The organism is Pseudoduganella sp. RAF53_2 (assembly GCF_052113985.1).
Lineage (GTDB): Bacteria > Pseudomonadota > Gammaproteobacteria > Burkholderiales > Burkholderiaceae_D > Rugamonas.
This window is the reverse complement of the sequence record NZ_JBFRDW010000013.1, coordinates 1-24,340: the sequence shown is the minus strand read 5'-3', so window position 1 is coordinate 24,340 and position 24,340 is coordinate 1. Positions and strand designations below refer to the sequence as shown.

The 24,340-nt window shown below is 60.4% G+C and carries 25 protein-coding genes and 1 other RNA gene; 16 read left to right on the top strand and 10 right to left on the bottom strand.

The window, feature by feature from the left end:
- Window positions 1-74 precede the first annotated feature (74 nt).
- Window positions 75-767: an alpha/beta fold hydrolase gene (locus AB4Z11_RS01725; RefSeq protein WP_442022305.1), complete on the bottom strand. Its 693-nt coding sequence runs from the start codon at window positions 765-767 to the stop codon at window positions 75-77.
- 55 nt (window positions 768-822) lie between these two features.
- On the opposite strand from AB4Z11_RS01725, the gene AB4Z11_RS01720 reads away from it, so the two are divergent.
- The gene (locus AB4Z11_RS01720; RefSeq protein ID WP_442022303.1) at window positions 823-1,053 is read left to right on the top strand and encodes a hypothetical protein; all 231 of its coding nucleotides are present in this window, start codon (window positions 823-825) and stop codon (window positions 1,051-1,053) included.
- A 53-nt stretch (window positions 1,054-1,106) separates the two neighbouring features.
- Here the strand turns inward: AB4Z11_RS01720 and AB4Z11_RS01715 are convergent, their stop codons facing one another.
- From AB4Z11_RS01715 to ssrA, 3 genes are all read right to left on the bottom strand, one after another.
- Window positions 1,107-2,243 carry a TIGR03118 family protein gene (locus tag AB4Z11_RS01715; protein ID WP_442022301.1) on the bottom strand — a complete coding sequence of 379 codons (1,137 nt, stop codon included), beginning with the start codon at window positions 2,241-2,243 and terminating at the stop codon, window positions 1,107-1,109.
- Window positions 2,244-2,635: 392 nt separating this feature from the next.
- Window positions 2,636-2,992 carry a hypothetical protein gene (locus AB4Z11_RS01710; RefSeq protein ID WP_442022299.1) on the bottom strand — a complete coding sequence of 119 codons (357 nt, stop codon included), beginning with the start codon at window positions 2,990-2,992 and terminating at the stop codon, window positions 2,636-2,638.
- A gap of 381 nt (window positions 2,993-3,373) precedes the next feature.
- Window positions 3,374-3,732: a transfer-messenger RNA gene (gene ssrA, locus AB4Z11_RS01705) on the bottom strand.
- Window positions 3,733-3,869: 137 nt separating this feature from the next.
- Between ssrA and AB4Z11_RS01700 the strand changes: the two genes are divergently transcribed.
- Window positions 3,870-4,256: a BPSL0067 family protein gene (locus AB4Z11_RS01700; RefSeq protein WP_442022297.1), complete on the top strand. Its 387-nt coding sequence runs from the start codon at window positions 3,870-3,872 to the stop codon at window positions 4,254-4,256.
- A 24-nt stretch (window positions 4,257-4,280) separates the two neighbouring features.
- Window positions 4,281-4,688: an STY0301 family protein gene (locus tag AB4Z11_RS01695; RefSeq protein WP_442022295.1), complete on the top strand. Its 408-nt coding sequence runs from the start codon at window positions 4,281-4,283 to the stop codon at window positions 4,686-4,688.
- A gap of 10 nt (window positions 4,689-4,698) precedes the next feature.
- Here the strand turns inward: AB4Z11_RS01695 and AB4Z11_RS01690 are convergent, their stop codons facing one another.
- The 6 genes from AB4Z11_RS01690 to ompA all read right to left on the bottom strand — a co-directional run bounded on the left by AB4Z11_RS01690 (window position 4,699) and on the right by ompA (window position 9,703).
- A complete protein-coding gene (locus tag AB4Z11_RS01690; RefSeq protein WP_442022293.1) occupies window positions 4,699-5,670 on the bottom strand; it encodes a hypothetical protein in 972 nt (323 codons plus the stop codon).
- A 121-nt stretch (window positions 5,671-5,791) separates the two neighbouring features.
- Entirely contained in the window at window positions 5,792-6,484 is a 693-nt protein-coding gene (locus AB4Z11_RS01685; RefSeq protein WP_442022291.1) for an HAD family hydrolase, read from the bottom strand.
- A 3-nt stretch (window positions 6,485-6,487) separates the two neighbouring features.
- Window positions 6,488-7,183 (bottom strand): bifunctional 2-polyprenyl-6-hydroxyphenol methylase/3-demethylubiquinol 3-O-methyltransferase UbiG, encoded by a 696-nt coding sequence (ubiG, locus tag AB4Z11_RS01680; protein ID WP_442022289.1) that lies wholly within the window; start codon window positions 7,181-7,183, stop codon window positions 6,488-6,490.
- A gap of 118 nt (window positions 7,184-7,301) precedes the next feature.
- The gene (locus tag AB4Z11_RS01675; protein WP_442022287.1) at window positions 7,302-8,000 is read right to left on the bottom strand and encodes a DUF899 family protein; all 699 of its coding nucleotides are present in this window, start codon (window positions 7,998-8,000) and stop codon (window positions 7,302-7,304) included.
- 77 nt (window positions 8,001-8,077) lie between these two features.
- Entirely contained in the window at window positions 8,078-8,812 is a 735-nt protein-coding gene (locus AB4Z11_RS01670) for a MerR family transcriptional regulator (protein ID WP_442022285.1), read from the bottom strand.
- Between the two features lie 171 nt (window positions 8,813-8,983).
- Window positions 8,984-9,703, bottom strand: coding sequence for an outer membrane protein OmpA (ompA, locus tag AB4Z11_RS01665; protein WP_442022283.1), 720 nt, complete (start codon window positions 9,701-9,703; stop codon window positions 8,984-8,986).
- 274 nt (window positions 9,704-9,977) lie between these two features.
- Between ompA and gyrA the strand changes: the two genes are divergently transcribed.
- From gyrA to rfaE1, 13 genes are all read left to right on the top strand, one after another.
- Entirely contained in the window at window positions 9,978-12,614 is a 2,637-nt protein-coding gene (gyrA, locus tag AB4Z11_RS01660) for a DNA gyrase subunit A (protein ID WP_442022281.1), read from the top strand.
- A 68-nt stretch (window positions 12,615-12,682) separates the two neighbouring features.
- Entirely contained in the window at window positions 12,683-13,234 is a 552-nt protein-coding gene (locus tag AB4Z11_RS01655) for a DUF2059 domain-containing protein (protein WP_442022279.1), read from the top strand.
- A gap of 17 nt (window positions 13,235-13,251) precedes the next feature.
- Entirely contained in the window at window positions 13,252-14,334 is a 1,083-nt protein-coding gene (serC, locus tag AB4Z11_RS01650) for a 3-phosphoserine/phosphohydroxythreonine transaminase (protein ID WP_442022277.1), read from the top strand.
- 108 nt (window positions 14,335-14,442) lie between these two features.
- The gene (gene pheA / locus AB4Z11_RS01645) at window positions 14,443-15,516 is read left to right on the top strand and encodes a prephenate dehydratase (RefSeq protein ID WP_442022275.1); all 1,074 of its coding nucleotides are present in this window, start codon (window positions 14,443-14,445) and stop codon (window positions 15,514-15,516) included.
- Between the two features lie 17 nt (window positions 15,517-15,533).
- Window positions 15,534-16,652, top strand: coding sequence for a histidinol-phosphate transaminase (gene hisC / locus AB4Z11_RS01640; protein ID WP_442022273.1), 1,119 nt, complete (start codon window positions 15,534-15,536; stop codon window positions 16,650-16,652).
- Window positions 16,645-17,622, top strand: a complete 978-nt coding sequence (locus AB4Z11_RS01635; RefSeq protein ID WP_442022271.1) for a prephenate dehydrogenase — start codon at window positions 16,645-16,647, stop codon at window positions 17,620-17,622. The genes hisC and AB4Z11_RS01635 overlap by 8 nt, the downstream gene beginning before the upstream one ends.
- 15 nt (window positions 17,623-17,637) lie before the next feature.
- The gene (gene aroA, locus AB4Z11_RS01630) at window positions 17,638-18,987 is read left to right on the top strand and encodes a 3-phosphoshikimate 1-carboxyvinyltransferase (protein ID WP_442022269.1); all 1,350 of its coding nucleotides are present in this window, start codon (window positions 17,638-17,640) and stop codon (window positions 18,985-18,987) included.
- 85 nt (window positions 18,988-19,072) lie between these two features.
- A complete protein-coding gene (gene cmk / locus AB4Z11_RS01625; protein ID WP_442022267.1) occupies window positions 19,073-19,741 on the top strand; it encodes a (d)CMP kinase in 669 nt (222 codons plus the stop codon).
- 86 nt (window positions 19,742-19,827) lie between these two features.
- Window positions 19,828-21,504, top strand: coding sequence for a 30S ribosomal protein S1 (rpsA, locus tag AB4Z11_RS01620; protein WP_442022265.1), 1,677 nt, complete (start codon window positions 19,828-19,830; stop codon window positions 21,502-21,504).
- 16 nt (window positions 21,505-21,520) lie between these two features.
- Window positions 21,521-21,826 (top strand): integration host factor subunit beta, encoded by a 306-nt coding sequence (locus AB4Z11_RS01615; protein ID WP_107141261.1) that lies wholly within the window; start codon window positions 21,521-21,523, stop codon window positions 21,824-21,826.
- Window positions 21,827-22,002: 176 nt separating this feature from the next.
- Entirely contained in the window at window positions 22,003-22,308 is a 306-nt protein-coding gene (locus AB4Z11_RS01610) for a LapA family protein (RefSeq protein WP_442022263.1), read from the top strand.
- A gap of 12 nt (window positions 22,309-22,320) precedes the next feature.
- Window positions 22,321-23,496 carry a lipopolysaccharide assembly protein LapB gene (lapB, locus tag AB4Z11_RS01605; protein ID WP_442022261.1) on the top strand — a complete coding sequence of 392 codons (1,176 nt, stop codon included), beginning with the start codon at window positions 22,321-22,323 and terminating at the stop codon, window positions 23,494-23,496.
- A gap of 1 nt (window position 23,497) precedes the next feature.
- A partial coding sequence (rfaE1, locus tag AB4Z11_RS01600; RefSeq protein WP_442022259.1) for a D-glycero-beta-D-manno-heptose-7-phosphate kinase occupies window positions 23,498-24,340 on the top strand: 843 nt, incomplete at its 3' end.

Here is a 24,340-nt window from a genome sequence, read left to right as displayed (position 1 = left end):
CTTGAGTATAGTCAATGAGTACCATAAATGAATGTACGTAATTCCCCGTACTGATGGGCAAAATGCCCTTACTGTCAGGCGGGGATTTGACGCATAAAGGCGCTGATTGCGGCCGCTGATGCACGCGGCTGCGTCTGCAAAAGTAAGTGCGGACCGTCAATCTGAAGAACTTCCACCGACGGTACTTGATCTGCGATGAACCGTGCAGCCGAAGAAGGCACGAGCCGGTCATCCGCTGCCTGCAAATATAAAATCGGGACCTCAATACTCCTAAGCTCAGTGGATACATCAACATCTAACACCGCCCGTAAACGTGCGCGCCATACGCGTGCATCGACGCATGCGGCAGCGTTACGCAGCTCTCGCATCAATCGTTTATCACGATTCGAGGACAGTAGGAATGGAGCAACTAAGGACAGCAACCACGATGGAAAAGGCAGAATACCCAGCAGTGGGCGCAGTGGCGCTAATTCAGGCCGTGGGTTTTTGGCGAACGTAGCGCACAGAACGAGGCCGGCTAGCCCGCCAGGCCGCTTGGCCGCAAGGCTAATGGCGACCGGCCCAGAAAACGATTCGCCGAGCAGTATGTAAGGTTCGTTGCTCGGCAACTGCGCGCTGACAAATTGCGTTAGCTCCGCATAGTTGAGCGGACGGTGTACTTGATATGCCACTACCACCGGCCGCAAATCCGGCGGTAACACCGACACGAGATCGGCAAACAAAGTGCCGGTCCCATCCATTCCGGGTAGAAGTATTAGGGCAGTCATCTCATCAGTATTTTAAATGATGAGACAAGGTTAGGAATTGGCATACAATGCGTGCATGGCCACGCTGATCAGTCACCGCAAAACGCGCATTGTCACCCTCGAACAGGGCGACGATCTCATGGAGCATTGCAAGCCGAAAGACATCGCGATCGTGCCTGACCCCGCAGGCTGGTGGACCTACTTCATCGCCGAAGACGGCAGCGTCGACAAATACGACATCCCATTCCCTACTTACAACCAGGCGCTGTGGTCAGCCAAAGCCGCCGCTGAATTTGACGCAGAATAATCGCCGCCGGCGCGCTCCTGGTTCAAGCTCGGAGACGCGCCGTGTAATGGTGCCTACTGCATATCGATGCGGCCATACTGCCCGTGGGCTTCATCGCCAGGGCCAGCCGTAAAGAAGAGAGTATTAGTCGGCTGGCTGTTCACGCCAGGACCAAACGCGATACCCCACAAGCCATCAATCACAATGGGTGTGCCGTCCGACTTAGCCAGCGTCCCGGCAAACGCGCCAGTAGTCGGATTGTAGGCGTTGATCTTGCCATCGCCGAAGTTCCCCACGAGGAGCATATTGCTGGCCCCGCCGARGTTGGCAGGCGCCATTGCCAAACCCCATGGCGCATTCAGCGCACCGCCTGTCGTCAGCTCCATCACAAAATTACCGCTCGTGTCGAATACGCTGACAACACCTAAACCAGCCCCGTGCACCTCATCATCACCCGTGGCAGGACGCTTTGCGAATGTCACGTAAAGGCGGCCACCAATTGCCTGAATGTTGAACGGTGCATAGCCAGCCGGCAGGTTGGGGTCCTTAAACTGGCCCGGCAGCACGGCCGGAGCGAAGTTGCTATCGAAGACGCTGATCGCGTTGTTGTGGAAGTCCGCCGCATACAGGTAGTTCAGGCCAAGATAGCTTGCCATGGCAATGCCTTTGTACACTTTGCTGGCCGAGCTGCCGTCGTACACGGTAACAGTGGCGGTGCGATTCACCGTTGGCGACCACGCCGCGATCATGCCGCCTTCCGTCGCAAAGACAAATGGGCTGGCCGCGGTCACACCGTTCTGGGTGATCTTGAAGTCTTGCGTACTGTTGAAGACGATGCCGGTCGGATCGTCAGGTGTCGTGACAATCAGCGTTTGCGGCACGCCGTTGCCGTCATACAGCGTTGAGCTGGCGGTGCCGTTATTGGCCACCCACACAAAACCTGTTGGATTGAAGGCGATGCCCCAGGCATTGACGAGCTTGGGATCGGTGTGTGCCGCGCCAGCCGCGGCAGTGTCGGCCACCAGGCTAGTGGTCTTGAAGTTCGACAGTACGGTGGGCGTTGGCGTTGGCGTTGGAGTCGGTGTCGGAGTAAGCATCGGCGTCGGCGACATATTGTTGTCGCTGCCACCGCAAGCCACTAACACCGCGCCCACGATAATGGCCGCGATGCCAGTCGCAAACTTTTCGGCGAGCAAGGGTCGGAGATTCATGGCTGTTCCTTTCGATGGTGGTGGAGGTTTATTCCACGTCACGCTTGAAAGGTTCAATTGAATTTGCGACGTCGTCGAATGGAATGAATCCGTGCGCCAATCTGCGCTGGGAGACGTTAGGCTTCTCCAAGGACTTAGCGCAGGGGCAGTGAATGAACAGTGTTGTGAGACGTAATGATGACTTGACGGCTTCAAAAGTGGCAGTCGCCATATCAGCCAGAGCCGCGTTTGGCGACGACTTTGCCTACCGCACTGCCTGGAGTGCAGGGCTACCCGCAAACCTGATCACGTCAATCTTTTCCAGGCCCATTCACGAGACGCGCGAATTCCAGCTGCCGCTAAAGCGCTCCGGCGATCGAAGGAAAGAGCCCCGGTAGAAATGCCGGGCGGCGTCAGCAGATTTCGTCGTATTGTTCGCTTGCGCGCGAAGCGAGCGGCGTGCTGTTCTGACGGCATGTCTGGCCCGACCTGCGCTGCTGCAACCAGTCGAACAAACGGTTCATCTCATCGGCGTTGGACCCATGCCACGAAGGAGATTCTTCGCGGCTCGTTTCGGCGGTGCGCCGAACGCGACCATTTCCCGAAAGGAGCCGTTGAATGATTGGCGAGGGAACTCTTTCGCTAATGAGGTAGGCGATTGCGTAGCGCCATCCACATTCCTCGGCCAAATCGAGGGCGTCATCAATGACACCTGCCAGACCAACGCACATACGGCGTTCCTGAAGATTTAAAAGCACGACTGTCTCCATTTTCGCCTGGCTGCGATTGGCCCGGCGACTTATCAGGTGTGTCCCTTACCTTACCACGCCTGCTTTGCTGTAGCGATTGAGGATTTCAATGAGCGGGGATCGTGTTGGTGGAAGACGACAGGGATCTGCAAGTTACTGCGGCTGAGCTTGCCGTGAGCCGCTGACGCGGCGCGAAATCGCGACGCGATTTCGAGAATGGGCGAATCGGAGAGCCTTGCGCTTGCAAGCGCAAGTCGCTTCGCGGGCGGCTCGCATGCGAGCCGAATTCCCCGCCTCGCCCCGCGCCCGTGCCGGCCGCGGATTTGATTCCGCCAACTCTGCGCTGCCGAACAAAAAATTAAGGCCCCAAGCTTGCGCTTGGAGCCCTAATTTTTTGTTCGGTGGTGGAGACGGCGGGAATCGAACCCGCGTCCGCAAGCACTCTACAGACAGTTCTACATACTTAGCTCTGCCAATTAATTTAACCCGTACAACGCGGACGAGCACGCTTTGGACGGGCGATTCACCTTAGATTTAGGACTACTCGAAGTGACCCCTCGTAGTCCGAGTCCTTATAAATGACTCAACCGGCCTTGCGGCCACACCCTAAGGACGAGGTGTTGTTGAGCTGGTGCATTAAGCAGCCAGTGCGTACGAAGAATCGTTTGCAGTTAGTTTGTTTCTGGGTGTATTTACGAGGTAACCAGCCCTCGGTATGCCCTGTTCTGCTTTGCAACCCACGTCGAAACCAGGTCGTCCCCACAGAAGGAAGCTCTATTCTACATGATTTCCATCAAGTCGACGGCCGCAGAGTGCTTGAACTTTGCGGCTTGGCAAATTGCCGCAAACTGAGCAGTCCTAAAGTCGAGTTCCTATATGCAGATACCGGAGCTCGATCATGGCCTATGTCTACTCGAAAGCAGCGGAACTGAAGGGTAAGCCGGTCGTGGGGACTCGCCAGTGCGTGGCTCTGGTTCAGGAATATGCGGGAGCGCCAGTAACCTCCAGATGGCGCCAGGGCGAAGCGGTGCTCGGCAACGAGCAGCTGAAGACCGGCACCGCAATCGCTACCTTCGTGAAGGGACGATATGCCAACCGTTCGCACGGCAATCATGCCGCGCTGTACGTGAGGCAGGGTCTTGGCGGAATCTATGTTGTCGATCAATGGAAGGCTGAAGGCAAGACGAAGATTTCGATGCTCCATATTTCGTCGCTAGGCAAGGACAAGAATGGCAACTTCAGGCACCCGAGTGACAACGCCGACGCGTTCTTTGTCATCGAGTGAGTGATGAAAATTCGAGGCGTTCTAATGCTGGCGCTGGCATGCGCTGCCGTGGGGACAACGAGTGCACAGGTGTTTGAGTGCCCAGCGTCAATTCCGGAAAAGTCGATTCACTTAACGGACGTCGCGCCGGAATGGAAGGTATACGTTGGCGCGCCCTTGTACTTGCACTCCGCGGCGCCAACGAATGGACCACCCGAGCAGTTGGGAGAGTTGGCTGATTTTACAGAGCGCAGCGCCAAGCGAGAGTGGTCGCGCACCTATGAGCTGGACGGGCAATTCCCCAACGGTAAATGGCTGGCCTGTATGTACGGGGAGGGCGATCAGGTCAGCCTGGGGATGAGACTGCCCGAGTCGGTGAAGTCGTGTACCTTCGTCTACCGCAAGGGGCAATACGTCGGGCAGCACGACATTCAAATACGCTGCAAGCCTTAGCCCTGCTGTTTCAGTGCTCCAGCTCGACCAGCGGGCGGGATTTTTCCGGCAGGGTGGCGATGGAAATTTCGCCGTCGGCAAAGGCGCAGTCGAGCAGGTGGCGGCGGGATTTGGGGACTTCCGCGGACATCAGGTCGTGGAAGTCGTCGGCGTCCTTGAAGCCGAGGTCGATGACCAGGTTTTCCAGTTGATAGGTATCGACCAGCGTTTTCAGGCGCTCGGTGCGGGTGCTGGTGTCGATTACGCTACGGCCGCGCGGCTTTTCGCCTTCGAAGTAGCGGATCAGGACGGCTTCCAGCACGTCCACGTGGGTGCGCTGCGAGGCCTCTTCGGACATGTCGGTGGCCGTCGTCTCAACCGCCACGTTCATGCGCTTGATCAGCAGGAAGCAGTCGAGTTCGGTTTCCACCTCTTCGCAGACGCGGTTGATGGCCATGTGGCGGCCCTTGGCCAGCTTGGCGGCCGGGTCGCGCGTCTGGCCAATCATCAGCACTTTGCTGGGGAAGGAGAGGCCGGTGTCGAATTGCTGGACCAGGTCGTGCACCGAGAACACTTCGGTCAGTGAACCCCAGTTCAGGGACAGGTATTTGTCGTTCAGCGTGACCAGCGGTTTCTTGAAAGTGGCTTCGAACGGCGGCTTGAGTTCGATGTTGAAGCTCTGCTTGCGCTCGTCCTTGCCGATCAGGACAGGCACCGACAGTTTCAGGCCGAAGAAGCCCCAGCTCGTGCCTTTCTTGACGTCGAAGCGCAGGCGCTCGCGGCCGACCAGGAAGAACAGCAGTCGCTTTTCCATCGTCGCGTCGAGCGCGAACTGCATGCGGCGCTGGTAGCGGCCGATCGGATCACGGAAATCAGGCACTTGCGGGTCGTTCACCAGCAAGTCGTACCAGTAAAAGTTGGCTTCGGCGACCGTGGCTTCCCAGCGCTGTGGTGCTGTTGCGCGTGGGGGAAGTGCTAGCTCGCTTGGTTCATCGCCGGTCATGCAGGGTCTCCGAATAAGAGTCGGTTTTCTTCTTGTAGTTAAGAAACGTTCTTCTTATGGTACGCCTGCCGGTTGCCGAGGGGCAATACTAAAATTGTATAGTCTTGCGAAATCGCAAACTTTAGGCGGCTAATGGTGTCGGAGATGGTACAGTCGCGCGTATCAACGCCAGCAAATCTGCGGGCGTTGCCAGCAAATGGTCGGCGCCCCAGCTGGCCGGTTCGATGGTGCCGCAGTAGCCCCATTGACAGGCGACAGTTGCCATTCCGGCAGCCTGGCCAGCCTGGATGTCGCGCAGATCGTCACCCACGTACCAGCAGTCCTGCGGCGCGATGCCGAGACGGGTGGCCGCTTCCAGCAGCGGAGCAGGGTGCGGTTTGGCGTAAGGCGTGGTGTCGCCGGAGATGATGCAGCCGGCCAGTCCCAGGCCGATCTGCGGCACCAGCGGATCGGTGAAACGGGCCGGCTTGTTGGTGACGATGCCCCAGCACAGGCCAGCATCCACAATGCCTGCCAGCAGTTCGGCAACTCCGTCGAACAGGGTGCTGTGCACGGCCATCGCGGCTTCGTAGTTGTTGAAGAAGCCCTGTTTCAGTTCCTCGAAGCCGTCATCCGTCGGCTTAAGGCCGAAGGACACGCCAATCATGCCGCGCGCGCCCGCCGATGCTTCGGGACGCAGCAGCTCATACGGCGTCGGTTCCAGCCCGCGCACGGTGCGCAGCAGATTGATCGCGGCAGCCAGGTCTGGCGCCGTGTCGGCGAGGGTGCCATCCAGATCGAACAGGATGGCGCGCGGGACGGATGTCAGGTTCATGCTTTATTCAGTGCGAGTGCACGCCACCATGTAGTTGACGCTGGTGTCGTCGTTCAGCGAGTAGACCTTGGTCAGCGGGTTGTAGCCCAGGCCTTTCATGGCATCGACCTGCAGGCCGGCGCTGCGGATGTATTGCGACAGCTCGGCTGGGGTGATGAATTTTTCGTAATCGTGCGTGCCCTTGGGGAGCATGCGCAGCAGGTACTCGGCGCCGATCACGGCGAACAGGTAGGCCTTGGGATTGCGGTTCAGGGTGGAGAAGAACACTTTGCCACCCGGCTTCACCAGCCTGGCGGCGGCGCGCACGATGGCGCCCGGATCGGGCACGTGTTCCAGCATTTCCATGCAGGTGACCACGTCGAACTGGCCTTCCTCGGCAGCGGCCATGTCTTCGGCGGCGATCAGCTTATAGCGCACTTGCACGCCGGATTCCAGGCTATGCAGATCGGCCACCTTTAGCGCTTTTTCGGACAGGTCGATGCCCGTTACCTTGCCGCCTTTGCGCGCCATGGATTCGGACAGGATGCCGCCACCGCAGCCGATGTCGATCACGTTCTTGCCCGCCAGCGGGGCACGCGCGTTAATCCACTCCAGGCGCAGCGGATTGATCTCGTGCAGTGGTTTGAATTCGGACGTGGGGTCCCACCAGTGGTGGGCCAGCTCACTGAATTTTTGCAGTTCTAATGGATCGGCGTTCATAGGGCGCATCATAGCAGGACATTTGCGCTGTCCCAAGCACGCACGGCGGATCGATGACCCGCCCTGCAACAGTGCGCCGGGGCGTAGGGCGGATCATTGATCCGCCGCCTGCATGCGCTTAGGTGTAAGACAACTTGGGGTACCAGTCGGTGCCGCGGCCGGCGGGGATGAGGTCGAGCAGGGGCCATAAGATCGTCGGATCAGGCGCGCCGCGCGGGTCCTGGCCGGGGTCCTGTGTGCCGCCCATTTCGCCGCCACCCCAGAAATGCAGCACTTTGCCGTCGCGTTTGACCCAAACATCCATCGCTGCCCACTCGCTGCCATCCGGGGCGATGCCGCGGTAGTCGCGCGGAAAGTCGTCGCCGACGCATTGGTAGAACGTCAAGTTGCGCCAGCCGCGCTCGCGCGCGAAGGCCAACTGGCGGGCGACCGGGGAGCGGCCAATGATGGCCAGCGCCATGCGCTGCGTCAGGTCGGCGGACGGGACGTCCAGGCCTCCGAGGAAGGATGTGCACATGGGGCAGGGCCGTTCCCGCTGCGGGCCGAACATCCAGAAGTAGGTGAGCAGGGTGTCGTGCCGCCCGAACATATCGGCCAAAGTGAGAGTTTTACCGTTTTCATCGAGGAAGGTGTAATTGCGTGCTTCGCCGCCCATCGGCAGCTTGCGGCGTTGTTCTGCCACGCGCTCGATGTGGCGGCGCAGTTCGATTTCCTCCGCCAGCAGGGCAGTGCGGGCGGCGCGGTAGTCGGCGCTGTCGTTTGGATAAGGATGGCTATTGGCTGCGGCGAGTTCGGCTGCTGGTGTCAGTGTAGGCATGGTGGCATCTCCTTGTCTTGAGATGCCGCCGTTTTAACATTGCCCGCCCGGCAGCGGCGCGCGCTTCAGCCTCAGCTTCAACTTGCGGCATAGAGGCAGACCGCTTCCACCATGAACGGGGCCAGATCGGGATCGATCTTGTCGAAATTGCTACGGAAACGGACGTCGTCGCGGTAGGTGGCGGCCAGGTTAGGTAAGTGCTCTTTCTCGGCCGGCCAGAAATGCCGCAGATGCTGGTGCCAGCGCGCGACCAGGGTCTGCACCGGTGGGCTGCCGGCGCCTTGGTGCATGACGGCGGCCAGTTCGGAGAAGATGGCATTGCCCTCCGCGATCAGTTCTTCCTGCTGGGCTTTCGAATGGCTCTGCCAGCGCTGGGCGGAGGCTTGCACTGCTTCCTTGCCGTATCTGGCTTCGGCTTCGGCCTGGTGGGGATTGTGCTGCTCGCGCAGACCGTCGAAGAGTTGTGCTGTTTTCATCGTTTGCTGTCCTTTCAGATGGAGGATGGTCTGGTCCACCGTCGAAATCAGCTGCTCCAGGTGCGACTGGCGTGCATTCAGCTCGGCCTTGTGGCTTTGCAGCGCCGCCAGCACGTCGAAACCGGGATCGGACATGATGCTGCAGATCRCCGCCAGCGGCACGTCCATCGCCCGGTAGAACAGTACCTGCTGCAGGCGCAGCGCGGCCTTGTCGTCGTAGTAGCGATAGCCGTTGTCGCCGATGCGGGTGGGCTTCAGCAGGCCGATTTCGTCGTAGTAGCGCAGGGTGCGGGTGGTGACGCCCGTCATGCGCGAGAGCTGTTTTACGGTGTACATGACTGCATCTTCAAGGCTCACGTAACGTGAAGGTCAAGCAATTAAAACCCGAGGCGTAAAGCGAGTGGCAGGCACGATGTGCCTGCCACTTGGGATTGCCGTGGGTTCTACGCAAAAAAAAGCCCCGCTCGGAGGCGGGGCTGAGTCGTATGCGCGGATTCGCGCAGGGTATTACTTGGAGCGGGTACCCACGACTTCGATTTCCACGCGACGGTTCTGCGCGCGGCCGGCGGCGGTCTTGTTGTCCGCTACTGGCTGCTTCTCGCCTTTACCTTCGGTGTACACACGGTTCGCTTCGATGCCCTTGCTCAGCAGGTAGGACTTCACAGCTTCAGCGCGGCGCAGGGACAGCTTGTCGTTGTAAGCGTCGGTACCAACGGAGTCGGTGTGACCCACAGCGATGATCACTTCCAGGTTGATGCCGCCCAGCTTGGAGGACAGGTCGTCCAGCTTGGCCTTGCCTTCTGGCTTCAGAACAGCTTTGTCGAAGTCGAAGAATGCGTCAGCAGCGAAGGACACTTTCTCGGAAGTGGCAACTGGAGCCGCAACCACTGGCGCAGGAGCCGGTGCTGGTGCAACTGGTTCCGGTGCTGGTGGTGGTGGAGGAGCAACGCACTTGCCGTCTTTCAGTTCTTCCGGCGGGGTGCACAGCGGCAGATCGCAGCCTGGCACGGCGTCAGCCGGAGTCCAGTAGCCGGTGCGCCAGCACAGACCGAAGGGATCACGGGCGATAATGCCGCGGGCATCTTGCACATAGGCACTCTTAGGAGTCGGGGCCTTGATGTCCTGGGTCACAGGCGCGAACGGCGGCGCGGTCGGCTTTTCCTGTGCGAGCACGGAGCCAGCCAGCAGGGCCGAAGCGGCGAACATCGTAGTGATCAGTTTTTTCATATTTTGATTATCCTTTCTTGGGGTGAAACTAATTAATTTCTCGTCCATTTTGCCACATTTCCAGAAATCCCAAAAAAAGCGGCGCAAAAGGGCCGATTGGCTGGTTCGACCAAAACGTTGTTTTCTTGCAACCAATGCAACATAATAATTGCTAAATGTGTCAATACGGTTACTTTCGTCCGGTGCGGTATCCCACGTGCTAAAATCGTAGGGTTGTGTGCCATGCATCCTCGCAGCAACGCTAACTAACGCTAGACAACAGATCGACCCGCCAATGGATCAATTCGCAAAAGAAACAATCCCTATTTCCCTCGAAGAAGAGATGCGCAAGAGCTACCTCGATTACGCCATGAGCGTGATCGTAGGCCGAGCCTTGCCGGATGCGCGCGACGGCCTGAAGCCGGTACACCGCCGAGTCCTGTTCGGGATGCACGAACTGAACAACGTCTGGAACCGCCCTTACGTGAAATGTGCCCGTGTGGTCGGTGAAGTCATGGGTAAGTACCACCCGCACGGCGACGCGTCGATTTACGACACGCTGGTGCGTATGGCGCAGGACTTCTCCATGCGCTACATGCTGGTGGACGGCCAGGGTAACTTCGGCTCGATCGACGGCGACAACGCGGCGGCAATGCGTTACACCGAGTGCCGCCTGGACAAGATTTCGCAGGAACTGCTGGCCGACATCGACAAGGAAACCGTCGATTTCGCGCCCAACTACGACGGCAAGGAAAAAGAGCCGACCGTTCTGCCGACCCGCCTGCCCAACCTGCTGATCAACGGTTCGTCCGGTATCGCCGTGGGTATGGCCACCAACATCCCGCCGCACAACCTGACGGAAGTGATCAACGGCGCGCTGCACGTGCTGTCCAACCCGGATTGCTCGATCGACGAACTGATCGAACTGATCCCGGCGCCGGACTTCCCGACCGGCGGCACGATTTACGGCGTGTCCGGCGTACGCGATGGCTACCGCACCGGCCGTGGCCGCGTGGTGATGCGCGCCAAGACCCACTTCGAGGAATACGGCAAGGAAGGCGGCCGCATCGCGATCATCGTCGATGAGCTGCCGTACCAGGTCAACAAGAAGTCCCTGCTGGAGCGCATCGCCGAGAACGTGCGCGACAAGAAGCTGGAAGGCATTTCCGACATCCGCGACGAGTCCGACAAGTCGGGCATGCGCGTGGTGATCGAGCTGAAGCGCGGTGAAGTACCGGAAGTGGTGCTGAACAACCTGTACAAGCAGACCCAGTTGCAGGACACCTTCGGCATGAACATGGTCGCCCTGGTGGACGGCCAGCCGAAGCTGATGAACCTGAAGGACATGCTGGCGACCTTCCTCTCGCACCGCCGCGAAGTGGTCACCCGCCGTACCGTGTTCGAACTGCGCAAGGCGCGCGAACGCGGCCACGTGCTGGAGGGCCTGGCAGTTGCGCTGGCCAACATCGACGAATTCATCGCCATCATCAAGGCTGCGCCAACGCCGCCGATCGCGAAGGCAGAGCTGATGGCCAAGGCCTGGGATTCGTCCCTGGTGCGCGAGATGCTGGCGCGTACCGGCGAAGAAGGCCAGGCGGGCATCGACGCCTTCCGTCCTGAGCACCTGCCGAAGCACTACGGCATGCAGGCCGATGGCCTGTACAAGCTGTCCGATGACCAGGCAGGCGAAATCCTGCAAATGCGTCTGCAGCGCCTGACCGGTCTGGAACAGGACAAGATCGTTAACGAATACAAGGACGTGATGTCCCTGATCGCCGACCTGCTGGACATTCTGGCCAAGCCGGCCCGTGTGACCGCGATCATCACCGACGAACTGACCCTGGCGAAGAACGAATACGGCGAGAAGGACCCACGCCGTTCGAACATCGAGAACAACGCGACCGATCTGGAAACCGAAGACCTGATCACGCCGCAGGACATGGTCGTGACCCTGTCCCACATGGGCTATATGAAGGCCCAGCCGCTGTCCGAATACCGAGCGCAGAAGCGCGGCGGCCGCGGCAAGCAGGCGGCAGCGACCAAGGACGAAGACTGGATCGACCAGCTGTTCATCGCCAACACGCACGACTACATCCTGTGCTTCTCCAACCGCGGCCGCCTGTACTGGCTGAAGGTGTGGGAAGTGCCGCAAGGCTCGCGTACGTCGCGCGGCAAGCCGATCGTGAACATGTTCCCGCTGCAGGACAACGAGAAGATCACCGTGGTGCTGCCGCTGTCCGGCGAAAACCGCACCTTCCCGGAAGATCACTACGTCTTCATGTCTACCAGCCTGGGCACCGTGAAGAAGACGCCGCTGAAGGACTTCAGCAACCCGCGTAAGGCCGGCATCATTGCCGTCGACCTGGACGAGGGCGACTTCCTGATCGGCGCCGCGCTGACCGATGGTGCGCATGACGTGATGCTGTTCTCCGACGCCGGCAAGGCAGTGCGCTTCGACGAAAACGATGTGCGTCCGATGGGCCGTACCGCGCGCGGTGTGCGCGGCATGAACCTGGAAGAAGGCCAGAACGTGATCGCGCTGCTGGTTGCGGAAAACGAGCAGCAGTCCGTACTGACCGCGACGGAGAACGGCTTCGGCAAGCGTACGCCGATCACCGAGTACACCCGCCACGGCCGTGGTACCAAGGGCATGATCGCGATCCAGACTTCCGAGCGTAACGGCAAGGTGGTGGCCGCGACCCTGGTCGATTCGGCGGACGAGATCATGCTGATCACGACCGGCGGTGTGCTGATCCGCACCCGCGTTTCCGAGATCCGCGAGATGGGCCGCGCGACCCAGGGCGTGACCCTGATCGCAGTGGAGGACGGTACCAAGCTGTCCGGCCTGCAGCGTATTGTGGAAGCCGACCTGGACGAACCGGAAGTGGAAGCCGGAGATACCGGCGGCGCGCCCGAACCGCAAGCCGAATAAAGCAGTAGCCCGGCGGGCCCCGTCTGAGTGATCGGACCGGGCCCGTTAATCATTTTAGGACCGACATTATGAAAAAAATCGCCGCAATCCTGTTCGCTTCTCTGTCCATCGCATATGGCGCCCCTGCCGCAGCACAGCAGGCCGCACCCCAGCCCCAGGCTGATGCAAAGACCATCGCCGCCGTGCGCGACCTGATGGATGCCATGCATTACAAGGAAACCACGCGCGCCGCTTTCGATCAGATGGCGAAGTCCATGCCGGAAATGATGCATCGTCAGGCCGAAGCGGCCATCAAGGCCAACCCTCAGCTGGATGACAAGCAGAAGGCCGAGAAGCTGGCATCCGTGGAAGCCGAGCTGCCAAAAGTGTCTTCGGCATTGCAGACCGTGTTCGCCGATCCGAGCCTGGTGGCAGACATGGAAAAGGAAATGGTTCCGCTGTATGCCCGCCATTTCACCGTGGATGAACTGAAGCAGATGGCCGCTTTCTACCGCACCCCGGTCGGCGCCAAGACCCTGAAGGTGATCCCGCAGATCATGCAGGAAGCGATGAGCATCGGCCAGCGCATTGCTGGTCCACGCATCCAGAAGGCTTTGCAGCAGTTGAAGAACAACAAATGATTTGACGAGGATTTGACGTGACGAACATCTACAACTTCTCTGCTGGTCCGGCCGTGCTGCCGAAAGAAGTGCTGCAGCAGGCAGCTGCCGAAATGCTGGATTGGCATGGCAGCGGAATGTCCGTCATGGAGATGAGCCACCGCGGTCCGGAGTTCCTGTCCATCTACCGCGAGGCCGAACACGACTTGCGCGAGCTGCTGTCGGTGCCGGCCAATTACAAGATCCTGTTCATGCAGGGCGGCGGCTTGTCGCAGAACGCGATTGTGCCGATGAATCTGGTCGGCACGGCCGGCCGCACGGTCGATTTCGTGCACACAGGTTCCTGGTCCGGCAAATCGCTGAAGGAGGCGGCGCGCTATGCGACGGTGAACGTGGCGGCATCGGCCCAGGCGGAAAGCTTCACGCGCGTACCGCCGCAGGAATCGTGGAAGCTCTCCCGCGATGCCGCGTACGTGCATATTTGCACCAATGAGACGATCGACGGCGTCGAATACAACTTCGTCCCGACCGTGCAGGGCGATGTGCCGCTGGTGGCGGACATGTCTTCGCACATCCTGTCGCGCCCTGTGGACGTCAGCAAGTACGGCGTGATCTTCGGCGGCGCGCAGAAAAATATCGGTCCGGCTGGCGTCACGGTAGTCATTATCCGCGACGACCTGCTGGGTAAAGCGCTGCCGATTACGCCGGCGGCGATGAACTTCCAGACGGTGGCCGAGAACGACTCCATGTTCAACACGCCGCCTACCTACGGCATCTACATTGCGGGCCTGGTCTTCAAATGGCTGAAGCAGCAGGGTGGTGTAGCGGCTATGGAAAAGCGTAATATTGAAAAAGCAGAGCTGCTGTATGCGGCACTGGACGCGGACGACTTCTACCAGAATCGTGTCGCGAAAGAGAACCGTTCGCGGATGAACGTACCGTTTTATCTGCGTGACGAGTCGAAGAACGAAGCATTCCTGGCCGGCGCGAAGGCGCGCGGGCTGCTGCAGCTGAAGGGCCACAAGTCCGTCGGTGGTATGCGGGCATCGATCTATAACGCGATGCCGATCGAGGGCGTGCAAGCCCTGGTCGACTACCTGAATGAGTTTGCGGGCCGCTGAGTTCTTAGAACCCACGGCGTAAAGCAGGTGGCTGCCACGGCGTGGCAGCCACCAGGTTTCAGCCGTGGGTTTTAAAAGAAGCCAACGGCACTTTAAATACGTTAACGAATGACAGACAAACTGAAGCCCCTGCGCGAGAAGATCGATGCGATCGACGCGCAGCTCCTCGATTTATTGAACCAGCGGGCCAAAGTCGCGCAGGAAGTCGGCCATGTGAAGGCCGAAACCAACGCGCCTGTGTTCCGTCCCGAACGCGAAGCCCAGGTGCTGCGCGGCGTGGCCGAGCGCAATCCGGGTCCGTTGGGCGACAAGGAAGTGCAGTCCATCTTCCGCGAAATCATGTCCTCCTGCCGCGCGCTGGAGCGCCGCGTGACCGTGGCCTATCTCGGCCCGGCCGGCACTTTCAGCGAGCAAGCGGTGTATGCGCAATTCGGCACGGCCGTGGAAGGCCTGCCTTGCCAGTCCATCGATGAAGTGTTCCGAGCGACGGAAGCCGGCACCGCCGATTTCGGCGTGGTGCCGGTCGAGAACTCGTCCGAAGGCGCCATCAACCGCACGCTGGACCTGCTGCTGACGACGCCTTGCATCATCAGTGGCGAAGTGGCGATTGCCGTGCACCACAGCCTGATGTCGAAGACCGGCACCATGGACGGCGTCACCGCCATCTGCGCTCATTCGCAGGCGCTGGCGCAATGCCAGGTATGGCTGAACCAGAATTACCCGAACATCGAGCGCCGTGCCGTTGCGTCCAACGCGGAAGCGGCGCGCATGGCGGGCGACGACGCCAGCATCGCGGCGATTGCCAGCGAACTGGCAGGCGGCAAGTACGGCCTGGGTGTGGTGAAAGGCCATATCCAGGACGACCCGCACAACCGCACGCGTTTCGCCGTGATCGGCAAGCTGCAGACCGGTCCTTCCGGCAGCGACCACACCTCGCTGGTGCTGGCGGTGCCGAACAAGGCGGGTGCCGTGTATCAGCTGCTGGCGCCATTGGCCACGCACGGCGTGTCGATGACGCGCTTCGAATCCCGCCCGGCCCGCATGGGCACCTGGGAGTATTATTTTTACGTTGATATCGAAGGACACGTCCAGAACCCGGCCGTGGCCAAGGCGCTGGCTGAACTCAAGGACAACGCCGCCTTCTTCAAAGTGCTGGGCTCTTACCCGACCAGCCTCACCTGAAACCAAGAGAATTGAACATGTCCAAGCAATACGGTCCTGAATACGTTCGTGCAATCGCTCCCTATCAAGCAGGTAAGCCCATCTCTGAAGTGGCACGCGAGTTTGGCCTGAACGAAGAAGCCATCGTTAAACTGGCTTCGAACGAAAATCCATTTGGTGTGCCGGAATCGGCGCAAAAGGCCATGGTCGCCGCTGCGGCGGAACTGGGCCGCTATCCTGATGCCAATGCCTACGATCTGAAGGTTGCTCTGTCCAAGCGCTATGACGTGCCAATGGACTGGATCACCCTGGGCAACGGCTCCAACGATATTCTGGAAATCGCGGCCCACGCTTTCTGCGAACGCGGCCAGTCGATCGTGTATTCCGAATACTCCTTCGCAGTGTACGCACTGGCGACCCAGGGTGTTGGCGCGCGCCACATCGTGGTGAAGGCCAAGGATTATGGCCATGATCTGGATGCCATGGCCGCTGCCATTGAAGCCGACACCAAGGTTGTCTTCATCGCTAATCCGAACAATCCGACCGGCACGTTTATTCCTGGTCCGCAGATCGAAGCCTTCCTGAAGAAGGTGCCGTCGAATGTGGTGGTAGTGCTGGACGAGGCTTACAACGAATTCCTGTCCGCTGAGGACCAGTACGAGTCCGCGGTCTGGGTGAAACAGTATCCAAACCTGCTGGTGTCGCGTACCTTCTCCAAGGCTTACGGCCTGGCAGGCTTACGCGTGGGCTTCTCGCTGGCGCAGCCGGAACTGACCGATCTGATGAACCGCATCCGCCAGCCGTTCAACGTGAACTCGCTGGCGCAGGCCGCTGCGATTGCGGCGCTGAACGACAAGGAATTCCTGGCCAAGTCGGCGCAGAACAACGCTGCCGGTTACGAGCAGTTCGTTCAGGCTTTCAAGGAGCTGGGCCTGGAGTACGTGCCTTCGCACGGCAACTTCGTGCTGGTCAAAGTCGGCAACGACGCTGGCGCTGGTGCGCGCGTGAACCTGGCGCTGCTGAAGCAGGGCGTGATCGTTCGTCCGGTGGGCAACTACGGCCTGCCGCAGTGGCTGCGCATCTCCATCGGCCTGCCGCAGGAGAACGCGGTGCTGATTACCGCGCTGCAGAAGGCGCTGGCGGAGGACCGTGCTTAACAAGGTAGTCATCTTCGGCGTCGGCCTGATCGGTGGATCGTTTGCGCGATCGCTGAAAAAGGCCGGCGCAGCAAAGCATATCGTCGGCGTTGACCGTTCGCCCGCTTTCCTGGGGCGCGCGCTGGAGCTGGGCATCATCGACAGCTGCGTGCTGCCGGCTCAAACCGAAACCAGCGGCGTGAAGCAGGTGGCTGCCACGACGTGGCAGCCACCAGGTTTAAGACTTGGGTTGGAAGAAGCGCTGCGGGACGCCGACCTGGTCTTCCTCGCCGCGCCGGTCGCGCAGACCGAGCGCATCCTGGCCGCCATCCTGCCGCACCTGGACGCACGCACCATCGTCACCGACGGCGGCAGCACCAAGTCCGACGTCGTCGCCGCCGCGCGCCGCGCGCTGGGCGAGCGTGTGCGCCAGTTCGTCCCCGGGCACCCGATCGCAGGCCGCGAAACCAACGGCCCGGATGCCGCCATCGACAACCTCTACGTCGGCAAAAAAGCCGTGCTGACGCCGCTGCCCGAAAACGCGCAAGAAGACGTCGACCGCGTCGCCGCCGCCTGGAAAGCCTGCGGCGCGATCATCCATACCTTGACGCCGGAGGAGCACGACAAAGTCTTCGCCGCCGTCAGCCACTTACCCCATCTGCTGGCCTACGCGCTGGTGGATGACATTGCGAACAAGCCCCACTCAGGCCTGCTGTTCCAATATGCTGCCAGCGGATTCCGCGACTTCACCCGTATCGCCGGCAGCTCGCCTGAAATGTGGCGCGACATCAGCCTCGCCAACCAGGCCGCTCTCCTGACTGAGCTGGATGCATATCTGGCACAATTAACCCGTTTGCGCGCCAGCCTGGCCGCCGGCGACGCCGCCTCCCTCGAATCCGTGTATGCCAGCGCGCAACGTGCGCGCAAGCAATGGATCGAAGCCATCGAGGCCGCCGAAACGCCGCAGCCGAAGGATTCGGCCGCTGAATAAACGCAAGGAACAAGCATGACCGATTACCCGCATTACCTCGACCTGCAGCCGGTCAGCCACGTTGAAGGCGTGGTACGCCTGCCAGGTTCGAAAAGTATTTCCAACCGCATCCTGCTGCTGGCCGCGCTGGCGGAAGGCGAGACCAAGATCGTCGATCTGCTCGCGTCCGATGACACCGCCGTGATGCTGGCCGCACTGCGTTCGCTGGGCGTGGAATGGCAGGAAGAAGCGCCGTCCGCCGTGCACGGCAACGCGCAGACCATTCACCGCGTACAGGGCGTGGCCGGGTCCTTCCCGAACCGCACTGCCGATCTGTTCATGGGCAATGCCGGCACCGCCATCCGTCCGCTGACTGCGGCCCTGGCCGTGATTGGCGGCGACTTCAAGATCCACGGTGTGCCGCGCATGCACGAGCGCCCGATCGGCGACCTGGTGGACGCGCTGAATGCTGTCGGCGCCAACATCGAATACACCGGCAACAAAGGCTTCCCGCCGCTGCACATCCACACCGGCGCGTTCACCACCAATAAACTGTCGGTGCGCGGCAATGTGTCCAGCCAGTTCCTGACGGCGCTGCTGATGGTGTCGCCGCTGATGGCGCGCGATAAAGCCATCACCATCACGGTTGAGGGCGAGCTGATTTCCAAGCCTTACATCGAAATCACCCTGAACCTGATGCGCCGCTTTGGCGTCACCGTTGAGCAGGATGGCTGGGAATCGTTCACCATCCCCGCAGGCCAGGTGTACCAGAGCCCCGGCAATATCCACGTGGAAGGCGACGCCTCCAGCGCGTCCTACTTCATGGCAGCCGGCGCGATTGCCGGTGGTCCGGTGCGCGTGGAAGGCGTCGGCCGCGACTCCATCCAGGGCGATGTGCGTTTCGCGCATGCGCTGGAAAAGATGGGGGCGCAGATCACCATGGGCGACAACTGGATCGAATCGCGTGCACCGAGTGGCCCGCTGAAGGCCATCGACATGGACTTCAACCATATTCCTGATGCAGCCATGACCATTGCGGTCGCCGCCCTGTATGCCGATGGCCCCAGCACTCTGCGCAATATCGCTTCGTGGCGCGTGAAGGAAACCGACCGCCTGTCGGCCATGGCGACCGAGCTGCRCAAGCTGGGCGCGGAAGTAGAGGAGGGCGCCGACTACCTGAAAGTGACGCCGCCGCCATCCATGCAGCCGGCCGAAATCGACACCTACGACGACCACCGCATGGCGATGTGCTTCTCCCTCGCTTCGCTGGACGGCGCGATCCGCCGCGGCACCGAGGTGCGTATCAACGATCCGAAATGCGTCGCCAAGACTTTCCCTGAGTATTTCGCCGCCTTCGCCGCCATTGCGCGCCGCGAAAGTTTTTAAAACCAGAGGCGTAAAACGGGTGGCTGCCACGCCGTGGCAGCCACCAGGTTCAAGCCTTGGGTTTTAGTTTGATATATTGACATTCATGCCGACATCCCACATCCCTGTCATCACCATCGACGGCCCTACCGCTAGCGGCAAGGGCACCGTGGCCCACAAGGTCGCGGACAAACTGGGTTTCCACCTYCTTGATTCCGGCGCCCTGTACCGCCTGACCGCGCTGCAAGCCCTGCGCCGCGGCACCCGGCTGGACGACGAACACGGCATCGCCAAGCTGGCCGAGCACCTGAACATCCATTTCACGGGCGAAGCCATCTTCCTGTCGCAAGAAAACGTCACTGACGCCATCCGCGCGGAAGAAGTTGGCAATACGGCATCGAAAATCGCGGCGCTGCCCGCCGTGCGCCAGGCGCTGTATGGCTTGCAGCTGAGCTTCCGCAAGACCCCGGGCCTGGTGGCGGACGGCCGCGACATGGGCACGGTGATCTTCCCGCACGCCCCTTTGAAGGTGTTTTTGACCGCTTCCGTCGAAGCGCGGGCCGAACGTCGCTATAAGCAATTGATCGGTAAGGGAATTTCTGCTAATATGCTAGATCTGCTGACGGATTTGAAAGCGCGCGACGACCGGGATATGAACCGGGCCATCGCGCCGCTGGCGCCGGCGGCGGATGCCCATGTGCTGGATACCTCTGCGATGACGGCTGATGAAGCGGTCGAGCAGGTCTTGAAATGGTATGCAGCCGGCAGCAAATAAGTAGCTGTTTGTGCGCAGTTTTGTTCAACCCTCAACCCAGTTGAAGCCGCATCGTGCGGGCCTTACTGGCTAACCTGGAATTAACAATGGAAAGTTTTGCAGCCCTCTTCGAAGAGTCCCTGTCGCGTCAAGACATGCGCTCTGGCGAAGTGATCTCCGCTGAAGTCGTGCGTTTGGACCACAACTTTGTTATCGTCAACGCCGGCCTGAAATCGGAAGCTTTCATCCCTGTTGAAGAATTCAAGAATGACCAAGGCGAACTGGAAGTCAAAGTAGGTGACTTCGTTTCCGTGGCCATCGAATCGCTGGAAAATGGTTTCGGCGATACCATCCTGTCCCGTGACAAGGCTAAGCGCCTGGCATCGTGGCTGGCATTGGAAAAAGCAATGGAATCCGGCGAGATCGTCGTTGGTACCGTCAATGGCAAAGTCAAGGGCGGCCTGACCGTTCTGACCAACGGCATCCGTGCTTTCCTGCCAGGTTCGCTGGTAGACACCCGTCCGGTGAAAGACACCACCCCGTACGAAGGCAAGACCCTGGAGTTCAAGGTCATCAAGCTGGATCGCAAGCGTAACAACGTCGTGCTGTCCCGCCGCGCTGTCATCGAAGCATCGATGGGCGAAGAGCGTCAGAAGCTGATGGAAACCCTGAAAGAAGGCACCGTGGTGACCGGCGTTGTGAAGAACATCACCGACTACGGCGCGTTCGTGGATCTGGGCGGCATCGACGGCCTGCTGCACATCACCGACCTGGCATGGCGTCGTGTGCGTCACCCATCGGAAGTGCTGACCGTTGGTCAAGAGATCACCGCGAAGGTCCTGAAGTACGATCAAGAGAAGAACCGTGTGTCCCTGGGCGTGAAGCAGCTGGGCGACGATCCTTGGACCGGTCTGTCCCGTCGTTACCCACAAGGCACCCGCCTGTTCGGTAAAGTCACCAACCTGACCGACTACGGTGCGTTCGTTGAAGTGGAACAGGGCATCGAAGGCCTGGTTCACGTGTCCGAAATGGACTGGACCAACAAGAACGTGGCGCCAAACAAAGTTGTTCAACTGGGCGACGAAGTGGAAGTCATGGTTCTGGAAATCGACGAAGAGCGTCGTCGTATTTCGCTGGGCATGAAGCAGTGCAAGGCCAATCCTTGGGACGACTTCGGCATGAGCCACAAGAAGGGCGACAAGGTCAAGGGCGCAATCAAGTCGATCACCGACTTCGGCGTGTTCATCGGCCTGCCAGGCAACATCGACGGCCTGGTGCACCTGTCCGACCTGTCCTGGACCGAAGCTGGCGAAGAAGCCGTGCGCAAGTTCAAGAAGGGCGACGAGCTGGAAGCTGTTGTTCTGGCGATCGACGTGGAACGCGAGCGCGTGTCCCTGGGCGTGAAGCAGCTGGAAGGTGATCCTTTCAACAACTTCGCAGCCATGAACGACAAGGGCTCCCTGGTAACCGGTACCGTCAAGGCTGTTGAGCCTAAAGGCGCCGTGATCCAGCTGTCCGAAGAAGTTGAAGGCTACCTGCGCGCTTCCGAAATCTCCCGCGACCGCGTGGAAGATGCCGGCACCCACCTGAAGGTTGGTGATTCCGTGGAAGCCCTGGTGATCAACATCGATCGCAAGGCACGTTCGATCCAGCTGTCGATCAAGGCTAAAGACAATGCTGACACCGCTGAAGCGATGCAGAAGCTGTCCGCTGACTCCAGCGCTGCTTCCGGCACCACCAGCCTGGGCGCACTGCTGAAGGCCAAGTTCGACAACAAGAACTAATCTACCGAGCGCTTAGATGACGAAGTCCGAATTGATCAACCGCCTGGCTGAGCGTTATTCTCAGCTGGTGGCCAAAGATGCGGAGTACGCCGTCAAGACCATTCTCGATGCAATGACCACCGCTCTCGCGAGCGGCCAGCGCATCGAGATCCGCGGTTTTGGCAGCTTTGCTCTGAATTCGCGGCCGCCGCGCATTGGACGCAATCCGAAGTCCGGCGACAAAGTGATGGTCCCTGAAAAACGGGTGCCGCACTTCAAGCCAGGCAAGCAATTGCGCGAGCGGGTCGATGCGATGGTCGGGCAACCGATCATCGAGGACTGAGTCTCTGCAAGGAGAATGGAGGGGCGGGCTTTTGCCTGCCCCTTTTTTGTTGAGAAAACCAGCGGCAAAAGCTGGTGGCAGGCACGAGGTGCCCGCCACCTGTATTGGCGCCGACGAGGGGGGCTGGCACGCCGTGCCTGCCACCTGCATTTGAAGTGGGTTTAACTGGAACGACGATGAAATTTATTTCCACCGCCATTGGCGTTGTTGTATTTGTCCTGTTCTTCGGTTTTGCCGTCAAAAACACGCAGGAAGTTGACCTGCATCTCTTCCTCAACTATGAATTACGCGGCCCCCTGGTGCTGATGCTGCTGGCTTTCTTTGTGGCCGGCGCGGTACTTGGTGTTCTGGCCCTGACTCCGACCGTGTTCCGCCACCGCCGCGAGTCGAACAAGCAAAAGACCACGATCCAGTCCCTGCAAAGCTCGGCCCTGAAGGCCGCCACGCAGCCGGCTCCGGACAGCGTCAACACGCAAATCTAAAAGAAAAGTCCTATGGAATTTGAACTCTGGTGGCTGCTGGGCATCCCAGCCTTCTTCGGCCTCGGATGGATCGCCGCGCGCGTCGATATCCGCGCCGTGGTGTCCGATGCGGGCAAGCTCTCGCGCGGCTATTACAAGGGCCTGACCCATCTGCTGAACGAACAGCCGGACAAGGCCATCGATTCCTTCATCGACGTGGTACGCCTGGACCCCGATGCGGCCGACATGCATTTCGCACTTGGCACGCTGTTCCGCCGCCGCGGCGAAACGGAACGCGCGATCCGCGTGCACCAGAATCTGCTGTCGCGTCCCGACCTGCCGTCCGAGCAGCGCGCCCAGGCCGAATATGAGCTGGGCCAGGACTATTTGAAGGCCGGCCTGCTGGACCGCGCCGAGGAAACCTACAAGCGTTTGCTGGATACCTCCCTCGCCGCGCAGGCACGCCGCGCGCTGCTGGAGATCTTCCAGCGCGAGAAGGAATGGCCGCGCGCCATTGAAGCGGCAGTCGCCCTGCAGGAAGCAGGCGCCGGCTCGCGCCAGAAAGAGATCGCCCAGTTCTATTGCGAGYTGGCGCAGGACGCGCTGGTCCATCTGCATTACGACGATGCGGAAGCCATGCTGGAAAAAGCCCTTCAGGCAGACCGCAGCAGCGTGCGCGCCACCATCCTGTGCGGCGACGTGCAGCTGGGCCGCGGCGATGTGGAAGCCGCATTGCAGACCTGGCGCCGCGTCGAGCAGCAAAGCGTACCGCATGTGGCGCTGGTTGCCACGCGCCTGATGGATGGCTACCGCAAGGTGGGCCGTCCGCAGGAAGGCCTTAGCCTGCTGAAGTCCTATCTGGAACAGGCTTCCTCCATCGACCTGCTGGAGGTCGTGTTCAAGGCCGTGATCGAACTGGAAGGCGTGGACGCCGCCAAGCAGGTGGTGTCCGACGAACTGCGCCGCACGCCAACCCTGCTGGGTCTGGACAAGCTGCTGGAAGCGCGCATGATGGATGCGCCGGCCGGCGTGCTGTCCGAGCTGTCGATGGTGAAGAACCTGGTGCACGGCTACACGCAGAAACTGGCGCGCTACCAGTGCAGCCACTGCGGCTTCAAGGCGCGCCAGTTCTACTGGCACTGCCCGGGTTGCAGCCGCTGGGATTCCTATCCGCCGCGCCGCACCGAAGAACTCAATGTAATGAACTGATATGAGCAAATACCCAGCACCTGCTTTGGACAAAGTCCGCATCCTCGTCGTCGGCGACGTCATGCTCGACCGCTACTGGTTTGGCGACGTAAGCCGCATTTCGCCGGAAGCTCCGGTGCCTATCGTGCGCATCGAGAAGCGCGAAGCGCGCCTGGGCGGCGCGGCCAACGTGGCGCGCAATGCTGCCGCGTTGGGCGCGCATGCGGGCCTGCTTGGCATCGTGGGCGCGGACGAAGCGGGCACGGAAGTGGAGAATCTGCTGGAAGGCGGCGGCATCCATTCCTATCTGAAGCGGGATGAGGCGATTTCCACCATCATCAAGCTGCGCGTGATCGGACGCCAGCAGCAGATGGTGCGCATCGACTTTGAAGAGCCGCCTAGCGATACGGTCCTGCGCAATAAGCTGGTGCAGTACAAGACGCTGCYGCCGGACTATAACGTGGTGGTGCTGTCGGACTACAACAAGGGCAGCCTGGTCAACGTGGCGGACATGATTGCTACCGCACGCGCTGAAGGCAAGGTGGTGATGGTCGATCCGAAAGGCGACGACTTCTCGCGCTACGCCGGCGCCACCGTGCTGACGCCGAACAAGTCGGAACTGAAGCGCATCGTCGGCTCGTGGAGCTCCGAGGATCAGCTGACCACCAAGGCGCAGAACCTGCGCGCCGAACTGTCGCTGGACGCGCTGCTGCTCACGCGCTCGGAAGAGGGTATGACCTTGTACACTGCCGATGACCGCTTCCACATTCCGGCCGATGCACKTGAAGTGTTCGACGTGTCCGGCGCAGGCGACACGGTGATTGCCACCATGGCCGCCATGCTCGGCGCCGGCGCCAGCTGGAAC